Origin of the sequence: Verticiella alkaliphila, assembly GCF_018904615.1 — a bacterium.
Taxonomy (GTDB): domain Bacteria; phylum Pseudomonadota; class Gammaproteobacteria; order Burkholderiales; family Burkholderiaceae_B; genus Verticiella; species Verticiella alkaliphila.
The window spans coordinates 82456-102289 of the sequence record NZ_JADCNH010000003.1; the positions used below are offsets into that span (position 1 = coordinate 82456).

At 67.6% G+C, this 19834-nt stretch carries 18 protein-coding genes and 1 pseudogene; 12 read left to right on the forward strand and 7 right to left on the reverse strand.

Annotated elements, in window-relative coordinates:
* Positions 1-8 precede the first annotated feature (8 nt).
* The gene (locus IMZ29_RS03310; RefSeq protein WP_216180459.1) at positions 9-1325 is read left to right on the forward strand and encodes a serine hydrolase domain-containing protein; all 1317 of its coding nucleotides are present in this window, start codon (positions 9-11) and stop codon (positions 1323-1325) included.
* 32 nt (positions 1326-1357) lie between these two features.
* On the opposite strand, the gene IMZ29_RS03315 is transcribed toward IMZ29_RS03310, so the two are convergent.
* The 5 genes from IMZ29_RS03315 to IMZ29_RS03335 form a co-directional block, all read right to left on the reverse strand.
* Positions 1358-2563, reverse strand: a complete 1206-nt coding sequence (locus IMZ29_RS03315) for a branched-chain amino acid ABC transporter permease (protein WP_216180462.1) — start codon at positions 2561-2563, stop codon at positions 1358-1360.
* 7 nt (positions 2564-2570) lie between these two features.
* On the reverse strand, positions 2571-3605 hold the full coding sequence (locus IMZ29_RS03320) for a branched-chain amino acid ABC transporter permease (RefSeq protein WP_216180465.1): 1035 nt from the start codon (positions 3603-3605) through the stop codon (positions 2571-2573).
* A 10-nt stretch (positions 3606-3615) separates the two neighbouring features.
* Complete coding sequence (locus IMZ29_RS03325) at positions 3616-4374, reverse strand: ABC transporter ATP-binding protein (RefSeq protein ID WP_216180468.1); 759 nt, start codon at positions 4372-4374, stop codon at positions 3616-3618.
* Positions 4371-5162 carry an ABC transporter ATP-binding protein gene (locus IMZ29_RS03330; protein WP_216180472.1) on the reverse strand — a complete coding sequence of 264 codons (792 nt, stop codon included), beginning with the start codon at positions 5160-5162 and terminating at the stop codon, positions 4371-4373. Before IMZ29_RS03330 ends, IMZ29_RS03325 begins: the two co-directional genes overlap by 4 nt.
* Before the next feature lie 67 nt (positions 5163-5229).
* The gene (locus tag IMZ29_RS03335) at positions 5230-6453 is read right to left on the reverse strand and encodes a substrate-binding domain-containing protein (protein ID WP_216180475.1); all 1224 of its coding nucleotides are present in this window, start codon (positions 6451-6453) and stop codon (positions 5230-5232) included.
* A 233-nt stretch (positions 6454-6686) separates the two neighbouring features.
* Between IMZ29_RS03335 and IMZ29_RS03340 the strand changes: the two genes are divergently transcribed.
* The 9 genes and pseudogenes from IMZ29_RS03340 (at position 6687) to IMZ29_RS03380 (ending at position 15734) form a co-directional block, all read left to right on the forward strand.
* Positions 6687-7340, forward strand: coding sequence for a TetR/AcrR family transcriptional regulator (locus IMZ29_RS03340; protein ID WP_216180478.1), 654 nt, complete (start codon positions 6687-6689; stop codon positions 7338-7340).
* A complete protein-coding gene (locus IMZ29_RS03345) occupies positions 7337-8188 on the forward strand; it encodes an enoyl-CoA hydratase/isomerase family protein (protein ID WP_216180481.1) in 852 nt (283 codons plus the stop codon). The genes IMZ29_RS03340 and IMZ29_RS03345 overlap by 4 nt, the downstream gene beginning before the upstream one ends.
* Positions 8189-8235: 47 nt before the next feature.
* Positions 8236-10707, forward strand: a complete 2472-nt coding sequence (locus IMZ29_RS03350; RefSeq protein WP_216180484.1) for an NHL repeat-containing protein — start codon at positions 8236-8238, stop codon at positions 10705-10707.
* Positions 10704-12227: an AMP-binding protein gene (locus IMZ29_RS03355; RefSeq protein WP_216180487.1), complete on the forward strand. Its 1524-nt coding sequence runs from the start codon at positions 10704-10706 to the stop codon at positions 12225-12227. Before IMZ29_RS03350 ends, IMZ29_RS03355 begins: the two co-directional genes overlap by 4 nt.
* Positions 12211-12789: a MaoC family dehydratase gene (locus IMZ29_RS03360; RefSeq protein ID WP_253206745.1), complete on the forward strand. Its 579-nt coding sequence runs from the start codon at positions 12211-12213 to the stop codon at positions 12787-12789. Before IMZ29_RS03355 ends, IMZ29_RS03360 begins: the two co-directional genes overlap by 17 nt.
* A complete protein-coding gene (locus IMZ29_RS03365) occupies positions 12774-13025 on the forward strand; it encodes a hotdog family protein (RefSeq protein ID WP_216180490.1) in 252 nt (83 codons plus the stop codon). The genes IMZ29_RS03360 and IMZ29_RS03365 overlap by 16 nt, the downstream gene beginning before the upstream one ends.
* Entirely contained in the window at positions 13022-14005 is a 984-nt protein-coding gene (locus IMZ29_RS03370; protein WP_216180492.1) for an alpha/beta hydrolase, read from the forward strand. The genes IMZ29_RS03365 and IMZ29_RS03370 overlap by 4 nt, the downstream gene beginning before the upstream one ends.
* A gap of 310 nt (positions 14006-14315) precedes the next feature.
* Positions 14316-15391, forward strand: a pseudogene (gene hppD / locus IMZ29_RS03375) (4-hydroxyphenylpyruvate dioxygenase).
* Positions 15392-15398: 7 nt separating this feature from the next.
* Complete coding sequence (locus IMZ29_RS03380) at positions 15399-15734, forward strand: 4a-hydroxytetrahydrobiopterin dehydratase (RefSeq protein ID WP_371820097.1); 336 nt, start codon at positions 15399-15401, stop codon at positions 15732-15734.
* Between the two features lie 18 nt (positions 15735-15752).
* On the opposite strand, the gene IMZ29_RS03385 is transcribed toward IMZ29_RS03380, so the two are convergent.
* Positions 15753-16277: a gamma carbonic anhydrase family protein gene (locus IMZ29_RS03385; protein WP_216180494.1), complete on the reverse strand. Its 525-nt coding sequence runs from the start codon at positions 16275-16277 to the stop codon at positions 15753-15755.
* Between the two features lie 42 nt (positions 16278-16319).
* The gene (locus IMZ29_RS03390) at positions 16320-17282 is read right to left on the reverse strand and encodes a LysR family transcriptional regulator (RefSeq protein ID WP_216180497.1); all 963 of its coding nucleotides are present in this window, start codon (positions 17280-17282) and stop codon (positions 16320-16322) included.
* A gap of 104 nt (positions 17283-17386) precedes the next feature.
* Here IMZ29_RS03390 and IMZ29_RS03395 point away from each other — a divergent pair, with 104 nt between their 5' ends.
* Positions 17387-18358, forward strand: coding sequence for a tripartite tricarboxylate transporter substrate-binding protein (locus IMZ29_RS03395; RefSeq protein WP_216180498.1), 972 nt, complete (start codon positions 17387-17389; stop codon positions 18356-18358).
* Positions 18358-19803 carry a sulfatase-like hydrolase/transferase gene (locus IMZ29_RS03400; protein WP_253206747.1) on the forward strand — a complete coding sequence of 482 codons (1446 nt, stop codon included), beginning with the start codon at positions 18358-18360 and terminating at the stop codon, positions 19801-19803. The genes IMZ29_RS03395 and IMZ29_RS03400 overlap by 1 nt, the downstream gene beginning before the upstream one ends.
* Positions 19804-19834: the final 31 nt, after the last annotated feature.

Here is a 19834-nt window from a genome sequence, read left to right on the forward strand (position 1 = left end):
AGACTGCCATGACCCGCTTGGACCGCGCGCGCCGCGCGCTCGTATTGTCCGCTTTCGTTCTGGGCGCACCTGCCTGGGCTGCCGCGCCGGACGCCGCCCCGGTCGCGTCGGCGAGCGCCACCGCGCCTCCCGGTGTCGTCGCCCCTGACCGCGTAGGCCTGTCGGCCGAGCGCCTCGCCAAGCTCGGCGCCGTGCTGCAGGCTGACGTCGACGCGGGCAAGATCCCCGGGGCCGTGATGCTGGTGGCCCGGCGCGGCGAGCTCGCGTGGTTCGAGGCATTCGGCAAGCTCGACCCCGCGCGCGATGCGCCCATGACGCGCGACGCCATCTTCCGCATCTACTCGATGACCAAGCCCATCACCAGCGTCGCCGCGATGATGCTGGTCGAAGACGGCAAGCTGCACCTGAGCGACCCGGTGTCCCGGTACATTCCGGAGTACGCCAAGCTGACCGTCGGCGTGGAGAAGGCGGGTGCCGACGGCAAGCCCGCGCTGGAGACGGTTCCCGCACGGCGCCCCATGACCGTGCAGGACTTGCTGCGCCACACCTCGGGGCTGACCTACGGCTTCTTCGGCCCGGGCCTGGTCAAGAAGGCCTATCAGGAGGCAGGACTCAATGCTGGGGACCCGGACAACGCCGAATTCGCGCGGCGGCTCGCCGCCCTGCCGCTGGCCTACCAGCCCGGCACCACCTGGGACTACAGTTATTCCACCGACGTCCTGGGTCGTGTGGTCGAGGTCGCGAGTGGCCAGACGTTAGGGGCGTTCCTGCAGGAACGCATCTTCACGCCGCTGGGCATGACCGACACAGCGTTCGTCGTCAGCGATCCCGCGCGCCAGGCACGTCTGGCCGAGCCGCTCGCCGATGATCGCAGCATCGGCGTGGGCGTGGACATCAGCGACCCGCGCCAGCCCACGCGCCTGGAGAGCGGCGGTGGCGGGCTCGTATCGACGGCGGCGGACTACGCCCGCTTCCTGCAGATGCTGATGGCTGGCGGCACGCTCGATGGCAAACGCATCCTCGGCCCGCAGACGCTGGCGTTCATGACGGCAGACCACACCGGTGAAGGCATTGCGCGCACACCGCTGTACCTGCCCGGTCCGGGCTACGGCTTCGGCCTGGGCTTTGCCGTGCGCACGGCCGCGGGCGACGCGGCGATCCCGGGCGCGGTGGGCGAATACTACTGGGGCGGTGCGGGCGGCACCTACATGTGGGTGGATCCGGCCAACGAGCTCTTTGCGATCCTGATGGTGCAGACACCCAAGCACCGGACGGCCTATCGCAGCCTCGTGCGCAACATGGTGTATGCCGCAATCGAGGACTAGCCCTCAGTCCAAGCCCTCAGGGGCCATGGCGCTCAACGCGGCATCGCCACCGAGGCGACGGCGCTCTCCCGGCCCTTGGCAGCCTGCGCTGTCTGGTGCTGGGTGGCGCGCCGACGTAATTGCCCTGCAATGCCCGCCGGGAAGAAGTACACGCTGAGCACGAAGAGCAGGCCAAACCAGAGCAACCATCGCTCAGGTGCGGCAAGCTCGGCCAGGAACGATCCTTCCGGGAACTGGCTGCCAATCATGCGCAACACATCCTGCAGGTAGTTCTGCGCCAGCAGGAACACGGCCACGCCCACCACGGACCCGTACAGCGTGCCCATGCCGCCGATCACGCACATGAGCAGGATGAACACCATGAGCTCGAAGTTGAGCGTGTTCTCCGGATTGACGTAGCGATTGAAGAGCGCGAAGAGCGCGCCCGCGACGCAAGCCAGCACGGCGGACAGGATCACCACCGCCGTGCGGTACAGCACGGTGCGATAGCCCAGCGCCTGCGCACGGAACTCGTTCTCGCGGATCGCCTGCAGCACGCGGCCAAAGGGCGAGTTGACCAGGCGCAACAGGCCCAGGAACACCACCACGGCCACCCCGAACGCCACGTAGTACATCAGCACGCGCCCGGTGATGCGCACTGTGAAGACGGCTTCCCGAGCGAGCTCGCCCAGCCCGGTACCGGAAAACAGGCCGCCCAGGAAGGTGCCCAGGCTGAAGCCGTACAGCGTGACGTCGGTCAGGCGATAGGCCGGGCCGAGCTCGCGCGGCACCTGCACGCGCAACCCGTCCTCGCCGCCCGTGACCGTATAGAGCTGGTTGACCAGGCTCAGGAAGGCAAAGGCCACCGCCAGGGTGACGAGGGCGAAGAAGATGGCCTTCACGCGCAGCGAGAGCAACCCCAGCAACAGCGAGAGCACGATGGCCAGCAGGATCGCGCAACCCAGTCCCAGGAAGATCGCGCCGAAGGTGTTGCCCTGGCTGCCGATCGCCATGGCCACGCCATAGGCACCGATACCGAAGAACATCGTATGGGCGAACGACACGATGTGGGTGTAGCCCAGCATCAGGTCGTAGGAGGCCACGACGATGATGAAGATGCAGATCATGCCCAGCATCGCGAAGGCCCGCGTGCCGTCGAAGAGAAAGGGCCCGGCCGCGAGGCAAACGAGGATGACCAGCAGCAGGGCCGTGAGCAGGCGGCTGCGGGGCAGGTCACCGGAGAGCAGCGTGTTCAGCATGGCGGTTCTACACCTTGATGACGGGAATGAGGCCTTGCGGGCGCCACATCAGCACCGCGACCATGAGCCCCACGGTGGCCACGGCCGCCAGACGCGGCTCCAGGTAGCCCACGTACAGATTGACCAGGCCGACCAGCATGGCCCCGTAGAAGCAGCCGCGGATCGAGCCCAGGCCACCCAGGATGATGACGACGATGACCGAGATCATGAGCTCGTCGCCCATGTGCGTGAAGATGATCTCTCGGTACATCGCCCACATCACCCCGCCCAGGCCCGCGAGCGCCGAACCCGCGACGAACACGCCCAGGAACAGCATGCGGATGCGATAGCCGTGGATCTCGACCATTTCCCGGCTCTCCACACCCGCGCGGATGAGGATGCCCAGGCGCGTGCGCTCGATCACCCAGATGAGGGCGGCGTACACCGCCACGCCCACCACCACGGCGGCGAGCCGGTACTTCTCCAGCGCCATGCCACCCATGATGAGCGCACCGCGCAACGCCTCGGGGCGGGGCACCGGGATCTCGCGATGTCCCCAGATCACCTCGATGAGTTCGAAGACGACGATGGAGCCGCCCACGGTGACCAGGATCTGCTTGAGGTGATCGCCATAGACCGGGCGGATCACCAGCCGCTCGAACACAAGGCCGAGCAGGCCCGCCACCATGCCCGCCAGACCGAGCGCCGCCAGTATGGCGAACGCATTCGCGGCCATCGAACTGCTGCGCGCATAATCGCCCAACCAGAACGTGAGCACCGTCATGCCAGCGAAGGCCCCCAGCGAGATGAAGGCGCCATGGGCCAGGTTGAGCACGCTCATGAGGCCAAAGGTGAGGCTCATGCCCGAGGCCATGAGAAACACCATGGCGCCCATCGCCAGCCCGCTGATGGTGAGCACGATCCAGGTGTTCAGGCTCATCATGAAGAGCGGCAGCAACATCATCACGCCGAGCAGGAAGACGTGCGGGCGCTCGGACGGCAGGCGCGTGAGCCAGTGCCAGGGCGAGCCCGTGCGGGCGGTGGTATCGGGAACGGCAGCCATGATCGCTTCCTTATTGGTGGGCGCCCAGGCCCAGGCCGAGCAGGTCGTGCTGCAAGGCCTCGTCGCGCGCGAGATCGTCCATGCGGCCGGTGTGCACGATGCGACCGTCGCTCATGACAGCCACGGATTCACCGAGCCGGCGAGAGAAATTGAAGTTCTGCTCCACGAGCAGGATCGACACGCGCTGGGCCTTCAGATGCTCGAAAGCCTCGGCCAGATCGTTGATGATCGCAGGCGCGAGCCCCTTGGTCGGCTCGTCCACGAGCAGCAGCTCGCGCGGCTCGATCACCGCCCGCGCGATGGCGAGCATCTGCTTCTGGCCACCCGACAGGTTGCCCGCCGGTCGATCCCAGAATTTCTTCAGCGGCGGGAACACCTGCGTGATCCAGTCGAGCCGATCCTTGTCCATCGCGCCACCAATGGCCGCGAGCACGAGGTTCTCGCGCACCGTGAGCAGGCTGAAGATGCCCATGTGCTCCGGCACGAACGCGATGCCACGGCGCGCGATCGACGGCGTCGAGGCACCGCGGATGCTCTGCCCGCGAAAGTGCAGCTCGCCGCGCGTGACGGTGGTGAGCCCCATGATCGTGCGCAGGGTGGTGCTCTTGCCGGCGCCATTGCGCCCGAGCAGCACGGTGAGTTCGCCCACGGGCACCGTGAGGTTCACCCCATGCAGGATGTGATACTGATCGATGTCGGCGTGCACGTCCGACAGGGTGAGAATGGCCTGGCCCGCGGCGGGGCCCGTGTTCGGGGCGGGCGTCGTCATGCCGGCGTCTCCATCGGGGTGCCCAGGTAGGCTTCCTGGACGATCGGCGAGGCAATCACCGTGGCCGGTTCGCCATCGGCCACCAACTGCCCGTTGTGCAGCACCACGATACGATCGGCCAGTGCGCGCACCACATCCATCTTGTGCTCCACGAGCAGGATCACCTTGTCCTGGCGGCGCTTGATGTCGGCGATGAGGTCCAGGATCACGGGCACCTCGTCCACGCTCATGCCCGCCGTGGGCTCATCGAACATGAAGACTTCCGGCTCCAACGCCAGCATGAGCGCGACTTCGAGCTTGCGCTGGTCGCCATGCGAGAGGCTCGCCACGGGCGTATCCGCGCGATGCGCCAGATTGACCTGGGCGAGATAGTCGGCCGCGCGGTCGATGATGTCGCGACGGCGTGCCGCAGTCTGCCAGAAGATGTGGCCGATGCGATGCCGCGAGGCCACCGCCAGGCGCACGTTCTCCAGCGCGGACAGATTGGGAAAGAGATTGGTCAGTTGAAAGGCCCGCCCCAACCCCTTGTCCGCGCGCGCCGCCGCGCCCAGTGCCGTGATGTCCTCGCCAAACACGTGCACGCTGCCGGCCGTGGCGCGCAGCTGCCCCGAGATCAGGTTGAACCAGGTCGTCTTGCCGGCGCCGTTGGGGCCGACGATCGCCGTCAGCGTCCCCGCATGGAACGCGCAGGACACATGGTCCACGGCCACGTGCCCACCGAACTGGATGGTGAGACCGCGGGTCTCGAGCACGGGCGTACCCGGCTGCGGATGGGAGGGTGCTGTCATGGCGAGTCCGATGAAGGCGAGCGGTCATCTGCGCGAAGGGCCCCGCAGGCAGGGCCCTCGCAGCGCCTCAGCGCTTGTTGCGCACCGGGATCTTCATGTCCTCGAGCGGGATCTCACGCACGAGCTCAGGCACGCCGGCCGTCACGGTGCGATCCGCGAACCAGTCCTTGCGTTCTTCACGCTTGATGCGGAAGTGGTACATGGTCTGCATGGCCTGCTGGTCTTCCGGACGGATCAGCATCTCGCCCTTGGGCGTGTTGAAGCGCAGGCCCGAGAAGGCCTTGAGCAGATCATCCGTCTCGCTCGAACCCTTGGCCTTCTCCAGCGCGGCGACGATGGCCATGGCCTGCGAGAAGCCCTGCGCCGTAAAGAAATCCGGCGCGGCCTTGAAGCGTTCGAAATGCTGCTTCACGAGCCAGTCGTTGATCTCGTTCTTGGGCGACTCGAAGTAGTAGAAGCCAGCGCCTTCCATGCCTTCCAGATCGGCGTAGGGCACGAGCGCGGGCAGGATGTTGCCGCCGGCGGCGAGCTTGATGCCGTGGCGCGATGGCTGCAGATCCTGGATCCGCGCGAGCGGGCTGGTCGCCCCGGCCCAGATCGCGAAGATGTACTTGCCCTGATCGCAATCCTTGCGGTCCTTTAACGCGCCGAACAGACGCTGCGCGGCCGCCGTGAAGTCCGTGGCGTCGGTGGGCAGGTATTCCTCGTGAACCACCTTGCCGCCCGTGGGCGTCATGGCTTCCTTGTAGGCGGCGACGCCGTCGCGGCCAAAGGCGTAGTCCTGCGCGATCGTGGCCACGCACACGCCGGGCTTGCCCAGCGCCACCGCGTTGGAAACCGCGTCCTGCGAGGAATTGCGGCCAACCCGCACCACGTAGCGGTTCCACGAGGCGCCGGTGATGGCATCGGCCACGCCCTCGGGCATGATGATGCGCTCGTACTCTTCGGCGATCGGCAGGGTGGCCAGCGCCACACCCGAGGCCACCGGGCCCACGACGATGTGCGCATCGTTCTCCGCGTAGGCCTCTTCCACCAGCGTGCGGGCGCGGGCCGGGTCACCCTGGCTGTCCTTGTCCAGGATCTCGATCTTGCGTCCGGCCACTTCCATCTTGCCCTGCGTGGCGTACTCGAAGCCCATCTTCATGCCGACGCTCAGCTGCTGGGCGTAGGCCGACAGCGGACCGGTGAAATCCGTCACGTGCGCGACACGGAAGGGCTCGGCGGCGTGAGCGGCGGAACCCAGGGCAAGGATGCTGAGGGCCAAGGCGGTCTTGGTGAGCAGGCGCTGCATGGAGTGTCTCCTTCGCGAAGGGGCGTCAGACGCCGACTCGCCGGTTGAACATGACTACCGAGTCATGTTTTTGATGCTGAGATGAATTGGAACAGATTCCATCACGCTGCGCCGCGCAAGGCCACGGGGGAAAACACCTAGGAGCGAATCGGTGAGAAATCGTTGACTTCGCCAATGCCAAGCCGTAGCTTTCTGACTACCGATTCATATTTCAAGACAGCGAGACAGCCTGCATGGCCGCTAACCCCGCCGCCCCGCTCGACGCCGAGCCCCGCCCGCGCGAAGCGCCCGGCGCCCCCAAGACGGCGCGCGGCGCCCGCACCCGCGCCCAGATCCTCAAGGCCGCCGAAGAAACCATCGGCACTCTGGGTTATCACCGCGCCGGCATCACGGACATCACCCGGGCCGCCGGCGTCGCCCAGGGCACCCTCTACTGCTACTTCTCGGGCAAGGAAGAGATCCTGCGCGAACTGGTGCGCGACATGGGCCGCGAAGTGCGCGCCCACCTGGCTGCCGAGACCCTGGATGCACGCGATCGCCTGGACGCCGAGGAAAAAGGCCTGCGCGCCTTTCTCAAGTACCTGGCCGAGCACCCCTCGCTCTACCGCGTGCTGCAGGAAGCGCAGTTCGTGGACGAATCCATCTACCGCGAGTACTACGAAGCTTTTGGCCGCGGCTACCTGCGCATGCTGGCCGACGCCACGCGCAAGGGCGAAGTGCGCTCCGGCAATGATGAGGTCCGTGTCTGGGCGCTCATGGGCATGGCCAACTTTCTCGGCCTGCGCTTCGCCATCTGGGGTCAGGACACCCCCATCGATGACGTGGTCGCGACGATGAGCGACCTGTTCCGCCATGGTCTCGCCCTGGACGGCAAGGAAAAATCATGACGATACGTGCGATCGCACCGCGCGCCGCCTGGCACGCAACCCGACCCGACGACGGCCTGACCCGCACGGGCGGCCTCACCGAACCCTTGATTCTTCGCCACGATTCTGACGGCATCGTCGAGTTGCGACTGAATCGCCCGGATCGCCACAATGCCCTGGTGCCGGCCCTGCTCGTCTCGCTGGAGGCCGCCCTCGTCGCGGTGGCGGACGACCCGCCGCGGGCACTGATCCTGTCGGCCGCGGGCCGCTCGTTCTCGAGCGGCGGCGATGTGCAGGCCTTCTATGACGTGGCTCAACATGAACGCCGCACGTACGCCAAGCGCGTGGTCGGCTCCCTCAACCGGGTCATTCTGGCGCTCCTGAACCTGCCCTGCCCGACCGTGGCAGCCGTCCACGCTCTCGTCACCGGGGGCTCTGTCGGCCTGGCGCTCGCCTGTGACATCGCCGTGGGCGGGCCGCGCACCTCGTTCGCGCCCTGGTACACCGCGGTGGGTTTCAGCCCCGACGGTGGCTGGACGGCGCTGATGCCAGACCGCATCGGCCGCGCCCGGGCCATGGAAGTGCAATTGCTCAATCAGCGGCTGGATGCCGAGGAAGCCCTGCGCCTGGGTCTTCTGCAGCAGCTCGCGCCGGACACCGAAGGCGTCGGGCCCCTGGCGCACCAGCTGGCAGCGCAGGTCGCCGCGGCCAAGCCCGGCAGTGTGCGCCATACCTTGACCCTCATGCGCCCGGACGTGGACGCCGTGGGCCGCGGCCTTGCCGCGGAACTCGCGCACTTCCTGGCCCAGATCGACACCGACGAAGCCGATCACGGCATGGCGGACTTCCTCGGCATCACCGACGCCTGACAGCGGCACCCGCCGCGATACGAGAGCCCTCACGAGGAGACTTGCCGATGCTGTGGAACACCCGATGGCGCGCGCTGCTGGCCAGCGCGCTAATCGCGCTGGGCACCCCTGCCGCCCACGCCCTGCAGACGTTCGCCGACGAAGACCGCAGCGCGGAGCTCGCCGGCCAGGTGGCGCACCAGCGCTACCAGTTCAACACGCCGACCACCGTCACCTATGACGCGGACACGCTGGCGCAAGGCTCGGCAGGCACCCGCGTGTACGTGGCCGACATGGGGAGCCACCGCATCCGCGTCCTGGATCTGGATGGCCGCGCCATCGGCATGCTCGACGACGCCGACACGATACGCGCGACCGACAGTCCCGCCGCCACCGTCCCCACCATCCGCGCGCCGCTGGGCATCGCCTTTCTCTCACGCAGCGAAGCCGACGACGATCGCCTGGCCGGCCTTTACGTGAATGACGTCGGCCTGCACCAGATCCATTTCTATCGCACGGTGGATACGGATCCGGACGCTTTTCGCTACGTGACCTCCTTCGGCACCAAGGGCTCTGGCGGCGGCAACCAGCTGCAATTGCCGCGCAATGTGGTGGTGACGCCGCAGGGCTACATGATCGTGGCCGACGAGTTCAACCACCGGGTGAAGGTGTTCCGCCTGGATCCGGACAATGCCTACCAGGCCACGCTCGTGCAGACGCTCGGCTGGCAGGACGGCAGCGGGCACTACGTGGGCGCGGGCCCCATCATCCGCGGCATCGACAAGAACTACGGCACGCCGTCCACCAACTACGACGACTATGCGAGCGCCCCGCAAAAACGCGATGGCTTTCGCATCCCGCAGGGCATCACGTACTTTCGCGCGCCCTCCGGCGCCACGTACGTGTACGTGGCCGACAACGGCAACAACCGCATCAAGATCTACACGCTCAATGCGCAGACCGGACAGCTGACGCTGCTGGACATGATCGGCCGCATCCGCGATGCGAGCGGCAACGTCGATCACCTGAAGCGGCCGCGCGGCGTGCGCACCGATGCGCAGGGCAACCTGTACGTGGCGGACACCTACAACGGGCGCATCCTGCGCCTGCCCAACCTGGCCGCCGTCACCGACCCGCAACCGGTGCGCTACCGCACGAGCGGCTCGGCGGATGCCCAGGCAACCTGGGTCTATGGCCGCCTGGGCATCCATCAGGTCGAGATGCGCGCGCCCACCACGGCCGGCACCGAAGACGCGGCCTTCCAGTTGCCCAACGATCTCGTGCCGCTGGTGCGGCCCGATGGCGACGTGCAGCGCGAGAACATCTGGGCCTGGGGCACCTTCTACACCAATGCCCGCGTGCATCTGGTGAGCGACAGCGGCAACAACCGCATCAAGAAATGCTGGACCAATTCGGCCGGCACGAGCCTCTTGCGCTGCTCGGTCTCGCAAGGCGTGGGCACCGCCACCTCGCATGAGTTCTGGGGGCATCCGCGCACGCTGGCGGGCCAACTGCACTCGGCGAGCGGCATGGCCTGGCTGCCGGGCACGAACCGACTCCTGGTGAGCGACACGCCCAACACGCGCATCAACGTGTACGACGCCAACGGCGCCTACCAGGGCCGCTTCGGCGGCACCGACATCAGCATTGGCGTGACCGGCATCGCGAGCTTTCAGGACCCGAGCTTTGGCGACGCCGTGGCCGTGCTGGTGGGGGCCGATATCACCCTGCCCTGGCCCTATACCGGCGACAGCAGCCTGCGCATCTACGACGGCGGCGGCACCCTGCGTCACACGTTCAACCTGACCTACCGGACCACCGGCCTGGCGGTGCCGGCCATCGGGCTCACCACCAGCAACTATCCGGTGGCGACGTCAGTGCGCTCGACCTCTGCCACGAGCCGCCAGCACGCCATCTACGTGACGAGTTTCGCGAGCCGGGCCTGGCGCTTCGACTACAACGCCGCGAGTGGCACCCTGACGCGGGTGTGGCATGCCGGCGGCGCCGACGCGAGCAAGGGCACCGACATCGGCAGCAGCTGGAATCTGGGCACGAACTTCTACAACCAGGGCGCGGCCACCACCTTCGACCAGATCGGCGCGGTGCAGGCGCTGGCCAACCGCATCTACGTGACGGACCGGCGCAACCAGCGCGTGCAGGCCCTCTCGCCCACCACCGGCGCGCGCCTGGGCCAGTTCGGCCTGGGTGGCGGCACCTACGACCATCCGGACGGGCTGGACCCGCAACGGCTCTTCCTGCCCGCCGGACTGGGCTATGACGCCACGCAGAATGCCTTCCTCGTCGCCGATGGCTTCAACATGGTGGCGCGCGCCTGGAACAACCCCGATGCCGTGACGCCGGGCACCGGAGGCGTCATCTCGCCCACCTATCGCGGGCACTGGATCAATCCTGACCTGGGCACCCGTCCCGGCGGCCTCTTCGACGCGGAGCTCGTCACGTCAGGCGGCAACGCCGTCTACGTGTTCTCGCTCATCAGCAACCGCGTGACGCGCTTTGACTGGAGCGAGCTGCAACCATGAACCAGTTCGACCTGACGGCGCGGCGCGCCCGCCTGGGCCCCGAGAATCTGGCGCTCGAAGATCTCGCGGACGGCACGCGCTACACCTACGGCGCCCTGGACGCGCAGGCAGCCCGCTTTGCCACGGCGGCGCGCACGCACTGGGGCCTCGCCCTGGGCGATCGCATCGCCTATCTCGGGCACAGCCGGGCCGAGTTCTTCGTGATGCTCTTCGGATGCGCCAAGGCCGGGCTGATCCTGGTGCCGCTCAACTGGCGGCTTGCCCCGCCCGAGCTCGCGGTGCTGCTGGAAGATTGCACGCCGGGCGCCTTGCTGTACGGCCCGGAGTTCGCCGAGGTGGCTGCCGGCCTCGCGCCGCATCAGGCCGGCATGGTCCGTATCGCGCTGGGGCAAGCCGAGGCGCCAGCGCGCCGCTATGCCGAGGATCTCGCCAGCGTGATTCCGGATCTCACGCCCCACCCGGATCGCGACCCGGACACGCCCTGGTATCTGCTCTATACGTCCGGCACCACCGGCAAGCCCAAGGGCGTGATCCAGACCTTCCGCATGATGTTCGCGAACTATCTGAACATCGGCCTGGCGGTGGAGCTCTCCGGGCGGGACGTGCTCCTGAATGTCCTGCCCATGTTCCACACGGCCGGCATCAACCTGTACTCCTCGGCCGTGCTGCTCCTGGGCGGCACGGTGCTCGTGCAGCGCAACTTCGATGCGGCCGCCACGCTGGACGTGCTGGCCCAACGCGCCACGATCTTCTTCGGCGTGCCCGCCGTCTATCAGGCGCTGCTCGCGCAGCCGCAGTTCGCGGGCGAACGGCTCGCGGGCGTGCGTTCCTGGGGCTGCGGCGGCGCGGCCCTGCCCGTCACCGTGTCGCAGCGCTATGCGGAGGCCGGCATTCGCGTGCGCACCGGCATGGGCATGACGGAGACCGGCCCCACCGTGTTCCTGTTGGATGAGGACCAGGTGCTCGCCAAGCCGAACGCCGTCGGCCGCCCCCAGCTCGTCACGGAAGTGCGCATCGTGGACCGAGCAGGCCGGGACGTGGCGCCCGGCGAGCCAGGCGAGCTGCTGGTGCGTGGGCCCGGCGTCACGCCCGGCTACTGGCGGCGGCCCGACGCCACCGCCGACACCTTCGTCGAGGGCGGCTGGCTGCGCACGGGCGACGTGGCGCGATGCGATGCGGATGGCGATTACTACATCGTCGATCGCTGGAAGGACATGTTCATCTCCGGCGGCGAGAACGTCTACCCGGCAGAGGTCGAGGCCGCCCTGCTGCAGCACCCTGACGTAGCCGAGGCTGCCGTCATCGGCATCGCCGACGAGCGCTGGGGCGAGGTGGGTCACGCCAGCCTGGTGGTGGTCGCCGGCGCTGCCGCCCCCGACGCCGAGGCCTTGCGCGCCTTCTGCCGTGAGCGCCTGGCCGGCTACAAGATTCCCAAGGTCTTCCAGGTCTGCACGGCACTGCCGCGCAATGCCCTGGGCAAAGTCATCAAACAGGAGCTGCGCGATGCCGCAAACGCTTGACCATGTCCGCATCGCGCAGGCCTGCACGCTGTCGCAGGCGGATTTCGATGCCTTCGCCGCCCTGAGCGGAGACCACAACCCGATTCACGTCGACCCCGGCTTCGCCGAGAGCACGCCCTTTGGGGCCACGGTGTCGCATGGCATGCTGCTCTTCACCCGACTGCGTGGCCTGATCGCGCAACACTATCCGGATCAGCCGCTCACGCATCAGACGCTGATGTTCCCCGCGCCCTCCTACGCGGAAGAAGCCCTGACGCTCGTGCTGCAACCGCAAGGGGAATCCCCCGACGGCGGCCTGGTGCTGCGTACAGAGGTGCACAAGCCGGACGGCAGGCTTGGGCTGCAAGGCCAGTGTGTGGTGGGCGGCCAGGCGCCTGCGGCGGACGAGCCCGACATGCTGGCCGCCATCGAGGCCGACCCTGCGCCGGGCCTGAACCGTTTCCTGTCGCTCGCCGCGGGCGACACCGCGCGGCTCGTGCGCCAGTTCGACGTCGCCGATGTGCGCGCCTGGAATGCGCTGGCTGGGCAACCCGCCCGGCCGGGGAGTTGCCCGAACCCCTGATCGGGGCCCTTTTCTCGTGCCTGCTCGGCGAGGACTTGCCCGGTCACGGCACGAATTACCTCAAACAGTCACTCGCCTTCGTGGCGCCCGCCCGCATCGCTGAACCCTTGACCGCGAGCGTACGCATCACGCGCCTGCGCGCCGACAAGGCCCTGGTCGATCTGCACACCCGGTGCACGGGGGCCGACGGCCGCCTGCTGTGTACCGGCAATGCCCTTGTTCTCTTTCACCAATGACTTCCCCGACGCCAGGCTGCGACGGCGCGGCCGAGACTGAACCCACGCTGGATCCGGGCCTTCGCGCCTGGCTGGACCGTGTCAATCACGCGCAGTCCGAAGGCCGTCGACGCGGCGTGCCCGACACGCCCGAGTCGGCCCGGATGGGCCTGGCCACGCTCACCCGCACGCAGGGCGGCCATGGCCCCAAGCTCGCGCACGTGCAGGACATCCATGTCGGCCCCACCGGCGTGCCAGTGCGGCTATACGACCCCCAACCCGGCGTGGCCAAAGGCGTGTGCGTGTTCCTGCATGGCGGCGGCCACATGGCCGGCAGCGTGGACGTCTACGATCCGATCTGCCGGCGGCTTGCCGCTGCCACGGAGCGCCTTGTCGCCTCGGTCGATTACCGGCTGGCGCCCGAGCACCCGTATCCCGCCGGCTTGGCCGATGCCCTGGCGGTGCTCAATCATCTGCCACAGGCCCTTGCTCTCGAAGGCCACGAGCTGACCGGACAGATGGCCCTGGCCGGAGATTCGGGCGGCGGGGCGCTGGCCGCCACGCTCGCCACGATCACGCGTCGACACCCCAGCATCGTCCTGGACCGCCTGGTGCTGATCTACCCGAGCCTCGACTACACCCTGGAGCAGCCTTCGCTGGACGAGAACGGCCGTGGCTACCTGCTCGAGACCGAGAAGATCCGCTGGTACTTCGACCACTACTTCCAGCACAACGAGGACCGTCAGCAAGCCTCCCCACTGTATCTACCGATGGACGGCCTGCCGCCCACCCTCGTCGTGACCGCAGGCCTGTGCCCGCTGCGCGACGAAGGCTTCGCCTACGTGCATCGCCTGGCCGACGCCGGCGTGCCGCACGAGCATCTGCACATGCCCGGCCTCATCCACGCCTACCTGAATCTGCACGAGCTCGTGCCGGACGCGTGCACACGCACGTATGCGGCGATCGGCGGCTTCCTGCGGCGGCGGATGGCGCGAAGCTGAACGGTCCCGGCCGGACAACCAGGGCCACCCGAACCGAGATTTTCCTTGACACCACTTCTGAGCCGTCTAAGCTCTAGGGTCCGGGCCATCCCACGGCCTCATCGCACGGCGTTCCCGCCGCGCCCCCTTGAAGGTGGTCATGCGCCCCCTCGGTTTCCAGCTCCTCCTGGGTGACTTTCTCGCACGCAGCACGCGAGGCAGGCCCTGTGCTCCGCCGGTCTGAACGCACCGGCGCGCCTTGACGCGCGCCCTTCGCGGCACATTGCTTGCCGCTTTCCGTTCATTCACCGCTTTGCACCAGGAGCCAACCATGGCCGACCTCTTCGACAACCCCATGGGCCTCATGGGCTTCGAGTTCATCGAATTCGCCTCGCCCACCCCCAACGTCATCGAACCCGTGCTCGAGAGCATGGGCTTCTCGCATGTGGCCAATCACCGCTCCAAGGCCGTCAAGCTGTATCGCCAGGGCGAGATCAACGCCATCATCAACAACGAGCCCAACAGCCCGGCCGCGTACTTTGCCGCCGAGCACGGCCCGTCGGTGTGTGGCCTGGCGTTTCGCGTGCGTGACGCCCAGAAGGCCCATGCCCGTGCGCTGGAACTCGGCGCGCAGCCGCTGGAAGTCGACGTCGGCTACATGGAGCTTCGCCTGCCTGCGATCAAGGGCATCGGCGGCGCGCCCCTGTACCTGATCGATCGCTTTCAGGAAGGCCTGTCGATCTATGACATCGACTTCGAATTCATCGAAGGCGTGGAGCGTCACCCGGCCGCGCCGGCCTGAAGGTCATCGATCACCTGACGCACAACGTCTACCGCGGCCGCATGGCGTACTGGGCGGGCTTCTACGAGAAACTCTTCAACTTCAAGGAAATCCGCTACTTCGACATCAAGGGCGAGTACACCGGCCTCACCTCCAAGGCCATGAGCGCCCCGGATGGCCTGATCCGCATCCCGCTGAACGAGGAATCGTCCAAGGGCAGCGGCCAGATCGAAGAGTTCCTGATGCAGTTCAACGGCGAAGGCATCCAGCACGTGGCCTTCCTCACCGATGACCTCGTCAAGACCTGGGATGCCCTGAAGGCCACCGGCACGGTGTTCATGACGGCGCCGCCCGCGACCTACTACGAGATGCTCGAAGGCCGGCTGCCCAACCACGGCGAGCCCACGGCCGAGCTGCAAAAGCGCGGCATCCTGCTCGATGGCGCCTCCGAGAATGGCGAGCGCCGCCTGCTCTTGCAGATCTTCTCGGGTACGGTGCTCGGCCCCGTGTTCTTCGAGTTCATCCAGCGCAAGGGCGACAGCGGCTTTGGCGAAGGCAACTTCAAGGCGCTCTTCGAATCGATCGAGCGGGATCAGATCCAGCGCGGCGTGCTGAAGGCGGAGTGAGGCGATCGTGAGCGCATCCCACGCCCCCGCACGGCCTCGTCCCCTGGCGGCCGAGGCCGTGCAGGCCTGGCTCGCCAGCCATCCGGATTGGCAGTACGACACGAATGAGCGCAGCGGCCTGCTGCGCCGTCAGTTCACGTTCGCTGACTTTCCGGCGGCCTTCGGGTTCATGGCGGAGATCGCGATCCATGCCGAACGCATGGATCATCATCCCGAATGGTTCAACGTGCATCGCCGCGTGGACGTGGTGCTCACCACGCACGACGGCCCCGGCGTCACGTCGCTCGATCTCGAACTGGCCGAGCGCATGGAACGCGCGAGCGCACGTCACGGCGCCGCCTGAGGCGGCGCGGGGCCGAGGTCAGTCGATGGCCTCGAGCTCCGTGCGGAACACGGCACTCTTGGCGGCGTAGCCCGCCGTGCCGCGTGCCATGCGCGCCACGTCCTCGTCGGTCAAGGTCCGCACGACCTTGGCCGGCGCGCCCAGGATCAGCGAGCGCTCCGGGAAGACCTTGCCTTCCGTGACGATGGCGCCCGCGCCCACCAAGCTCTCCTTGCCGATCACCGCGCCGTTGAGCACCACGGCCTGGATGCCGATCAGCGCGCCATCACCCACCGTACAGCCATGCAGCATGGCCTGGTGGCCCACCGTGACGTTCTCGCCGATGGTGAGCGGGATGCCCGGATCGGTGTGCAGCACCGCGCCTTCCTGCACGTTGCTGCGATTGCCGATACTGATGAGATCGTTGTCGCCGCGGATGACCGCGCCGGGCCACACGCTGACCTGCTCGCCAAGCCGAACGTTGCCAATGACCGTCGCCTCTCGGGCAACGAAAGCGGTCTCAGCGATCTCCGGCGTCTGGCCGGCCAGTCGGTAGCATGTCATGGTGTCTCGCAGCGTTATCAGTGAAGGTCTACTGTAGCTTGCTCACCGCGCCGGCGCACCTGCGATGCCGTTCTCGGGCGCCAGGCTCTGCAGCATCAGGTGCAGCAGGCGAGAATCATGCCCCCGCCGCCAGAGCGCGCGGACTTCCTGCGCCGCGTTCGGCACCTCCAGTGGCAGCACCGCCAACTGCCGGCGGTCGATGAGATCCTGCGCGTAGGCACGCGGCAGCAGACCGACCAGATCGCCGTCCAGCAGGAGCCTGGGCATCACCGCCACCGAGTTGGCGATCACGCCGGGCCCTTCGGGGCGCATGCCGTGTTTGTCGAACAGGGTCTGCAACGCGGCATGGATGGCCGAGCCCTCAGGCGGCAAGATCCAGGGTTGGGAGGCGAGATCCGTCCAGCGCACGCGCTTGCGCGCCACGAGCGGATGCTGTGCGCTGCAGGCCAGCACCATCGGGTCGCGCCCGAGCAGGCGCTCCTGCAGATCCCCCGGATTGCGCCCGACGCGCGTGCGCGACACCACCAGATCCAGCGCTCCCTCGCGCAGCAGGGGAAAAAGTTCGTCGGTGGTGGCTTCCTTCAACGTGAGCGCCACCCCGGGCGCGCGCTGGCGTAGCCGTGCGACACCCCGCGCAACCAGGGTGGGCATGACGGTGGCCACCGCACCCACTCGCAACGTGCCGGCCAGGCCTTCGCGCAGATCCTCGAGCTCGCGATGCGCCGCGTCCAGACTGTGCAGCACGTGCCGACCATGCCGGGCCAGCACTTCGCCTGCGGCCGTCAGCACCACGGAGCGCCCCTGGCGTTGCACCACCGGCATGCCAAGCAATCCTTCGATCTCTCCCAGCTGCTTGGAGATGGCTGGCTGCGTCACATGGAAGAGCTCTGCCACGCGGCCTACCCGCCCCACCCGCTCCAGCGCGGCGAGCACGCGCAGGTGTCCCAGCTTCAGGCCGGATCGGAAAGCGCGGTCGAGATCCAGGGCGTCGGTCACGGCATTCATTACCAAATGGTGATATGACAACGACTATATATCACTACCCCTACCTCCCATGCTGATCGATACTGCGGCCATACCCAAAACAGATCTGGTGCCGGAGACACACCATGCCCTTGCCATCGCTTCGCCGTATCGCGCTCACCGTGGCCCTCGCGGCCACTGCCGTGACCCCCGCCCACGCCGCTGAATCCGTCACACGGCTCATCGTCGGCTTTCAGGCCGGCGGCGGCCTGGACGGCGTTGCGCGCGCGCTCGCCGATGCCCTGAGCCGCGACGGCAAACGCCGCGTGATCGTCGAGAACCGCCCCGGCGCGAGCGGCATGATCGCCATCGACAACATCCGCAGCGCCAAGCCGGAGGACGGCGTGCTCATCATCCTGCCCAGCGGCAGCATCACGATGACGCCGCATACACACAGCACGTTCCGCTACGACCCCGAGCGTGACCTCACGCCAGTGGCCCGCGTCGCGACCTACGCCCTCGGCATGGCCGTGACCCCGGGCACTCAGGTGACAGACTGGGCGAGCTACCTGAAGCAGGTCCGCACGGATGCAGCGCTGCGCACCTACGGCACGGCGGGCGTGGGGCTGTCGCCGCACTACGTCGGCGTGGAAGTGGGCAAGGCCATCGGCGTGGATATCGTCCACGTGCCGTACAAAGGTGCCGGCCCGGCCATCAACGACGCCGTCGGCGGCCAGATCCCGATGGTGATCTCCACCGTCCCGTCGCTGCTCACCATGGTGCGCGATCAGCGGCTGCGCCTGATCGCGACATCGGGCGAGAAGCGCGACCCGAACACCCCGGATGTGCCCACGTTGCGCGAACTCGGCTACGACAAGCTCGCCGTCGAGGAATGGTTCGGCGTGCTCGCACCGGCGGGCCTATCGGCGGACGCTGCTCAGCAATGGAACACTGAGATTAATGCGGCGCTGCAGACCCCGGCCCTGCAGCAGGTCCTGAAAACGCAGGGCTTCGTGCCGGCGCCCGCTTCTCTCGCCGAATTCACGGGCCTCGTGCAGTCGGATTACCGCCGCTGGCAGCAGGAGCTCAAGGACACCGGCGACACCTTCGCGAACTGATGCCCATGCCACGACACAACGTCCTCATCCTGCTCTCGGACGAGCACAACGCCCAGGTGATGGGCTGCGCGGGTCACCCGCTCGTGCGCACCCCCCGCCTGGACGCGCTCGCGGCCGAGGGCACGCGCTTCACGAATGCCTACACGGCCTCGCCGATCTGCGTGCCGGCGCGCGCCAGCATCGCCACCGGGCGATACGTGCATGAGCACCATTGCTGGGACAATGCCATCGCCTACCAGGGCCAGCCTGCAAGCTGGGGGCATCGACTGCAGGCGCAGGGCGTGCCCGTGGAATCCATCGGCAAACTCCACTATCGCAACGAGACCGACAGCACGGGCTTTGACCGCCAACAGCTTGCGGCACACATCATGGATGGCATCGGCCAGGTGTGGGGTTCGGTGCGCGAGCCCCTGCCCGATCCGGCACCGACCGCACCGCTCTTCAAGCAGATCGGCGCGGGCGAGAGCAGCTACAACCGCTTCGACATGGGCGTGGCCGACCAGGCGATCGCGTGGCTGCGCGAGCGCGATGCCGGCGACGAGCGCCCCTGGGTCCTCTTCCTGGGCTTCGTCGCGCCGCACTTTCCCCTGATCGTGCCCCAGGAATACCTGGATCTCTACCCGCTGGCCGACATCCCGCTGCCCACCCAGCACCCGGATCGCGGCTACGTGCGCCACCCCTGGGTGGAGCGCCATGCGCAGTTCAGCCGTCATGACGAGCAGCTCGGCACGGACGAGCGCCGCCGCCTTGCCATCGCGTCGTACCTGGGTCTGACAACCTTCATGGATACGCAGCTCGGCCGCGTGCTCGATGCGCTCGCCGAGACAGGTCAGGCCGAGAACACCACCGTGATCTATTCCAGCGACCACGGCGACAACCTCGGCGAGCGTGGTCTCTGGAACAAATGCACGCTCTATCGGGACTCGACCGCCGTGCCGCTGATCGTGCGTGGCCCTGGCGTGCCTGCAGGCCGCGAGGTGAAGACCACCGCGTCGCTAGTCGATCTCTTTCCGACCATCCTGGCCGCCACGGGCACGCCCATGGCGCCGGCCGACGCCGATCTGCCCGGCCTTGACCTCACAGCGCTCGCCCAGGCGTCGGATGATCCCGCGCGCTATGTGCTCAGCGAATACCACGCCATTGGCTCGGAGGCCGCGGCCTATCTGCTCGCAGACGCTCAGCACACGTACCACGCCTATGTCGGCCACCCGCCCGAGCTCTTCGACATCCAGGCCGACCCGGCCGAGCGGAACGATCTCGCGCAAGATCCGGCGCACGCAGACACCCTGGCCCGGTTCGAGGCACAATTGCGGGCCATGCTCGACCCGGAGGCAGTCGATCGCCATGCCAAGGCGGATCAGCGCGCGCTGATCGAGCGCTTTGGGGGGCGCGAGGCTGCCCTCACCACCGGAACGCCCGGCGCCACCCCGGTGCCGTCAGCCTGACCGGGCGAGCGCTTGCGTAATCTCGCTTTGC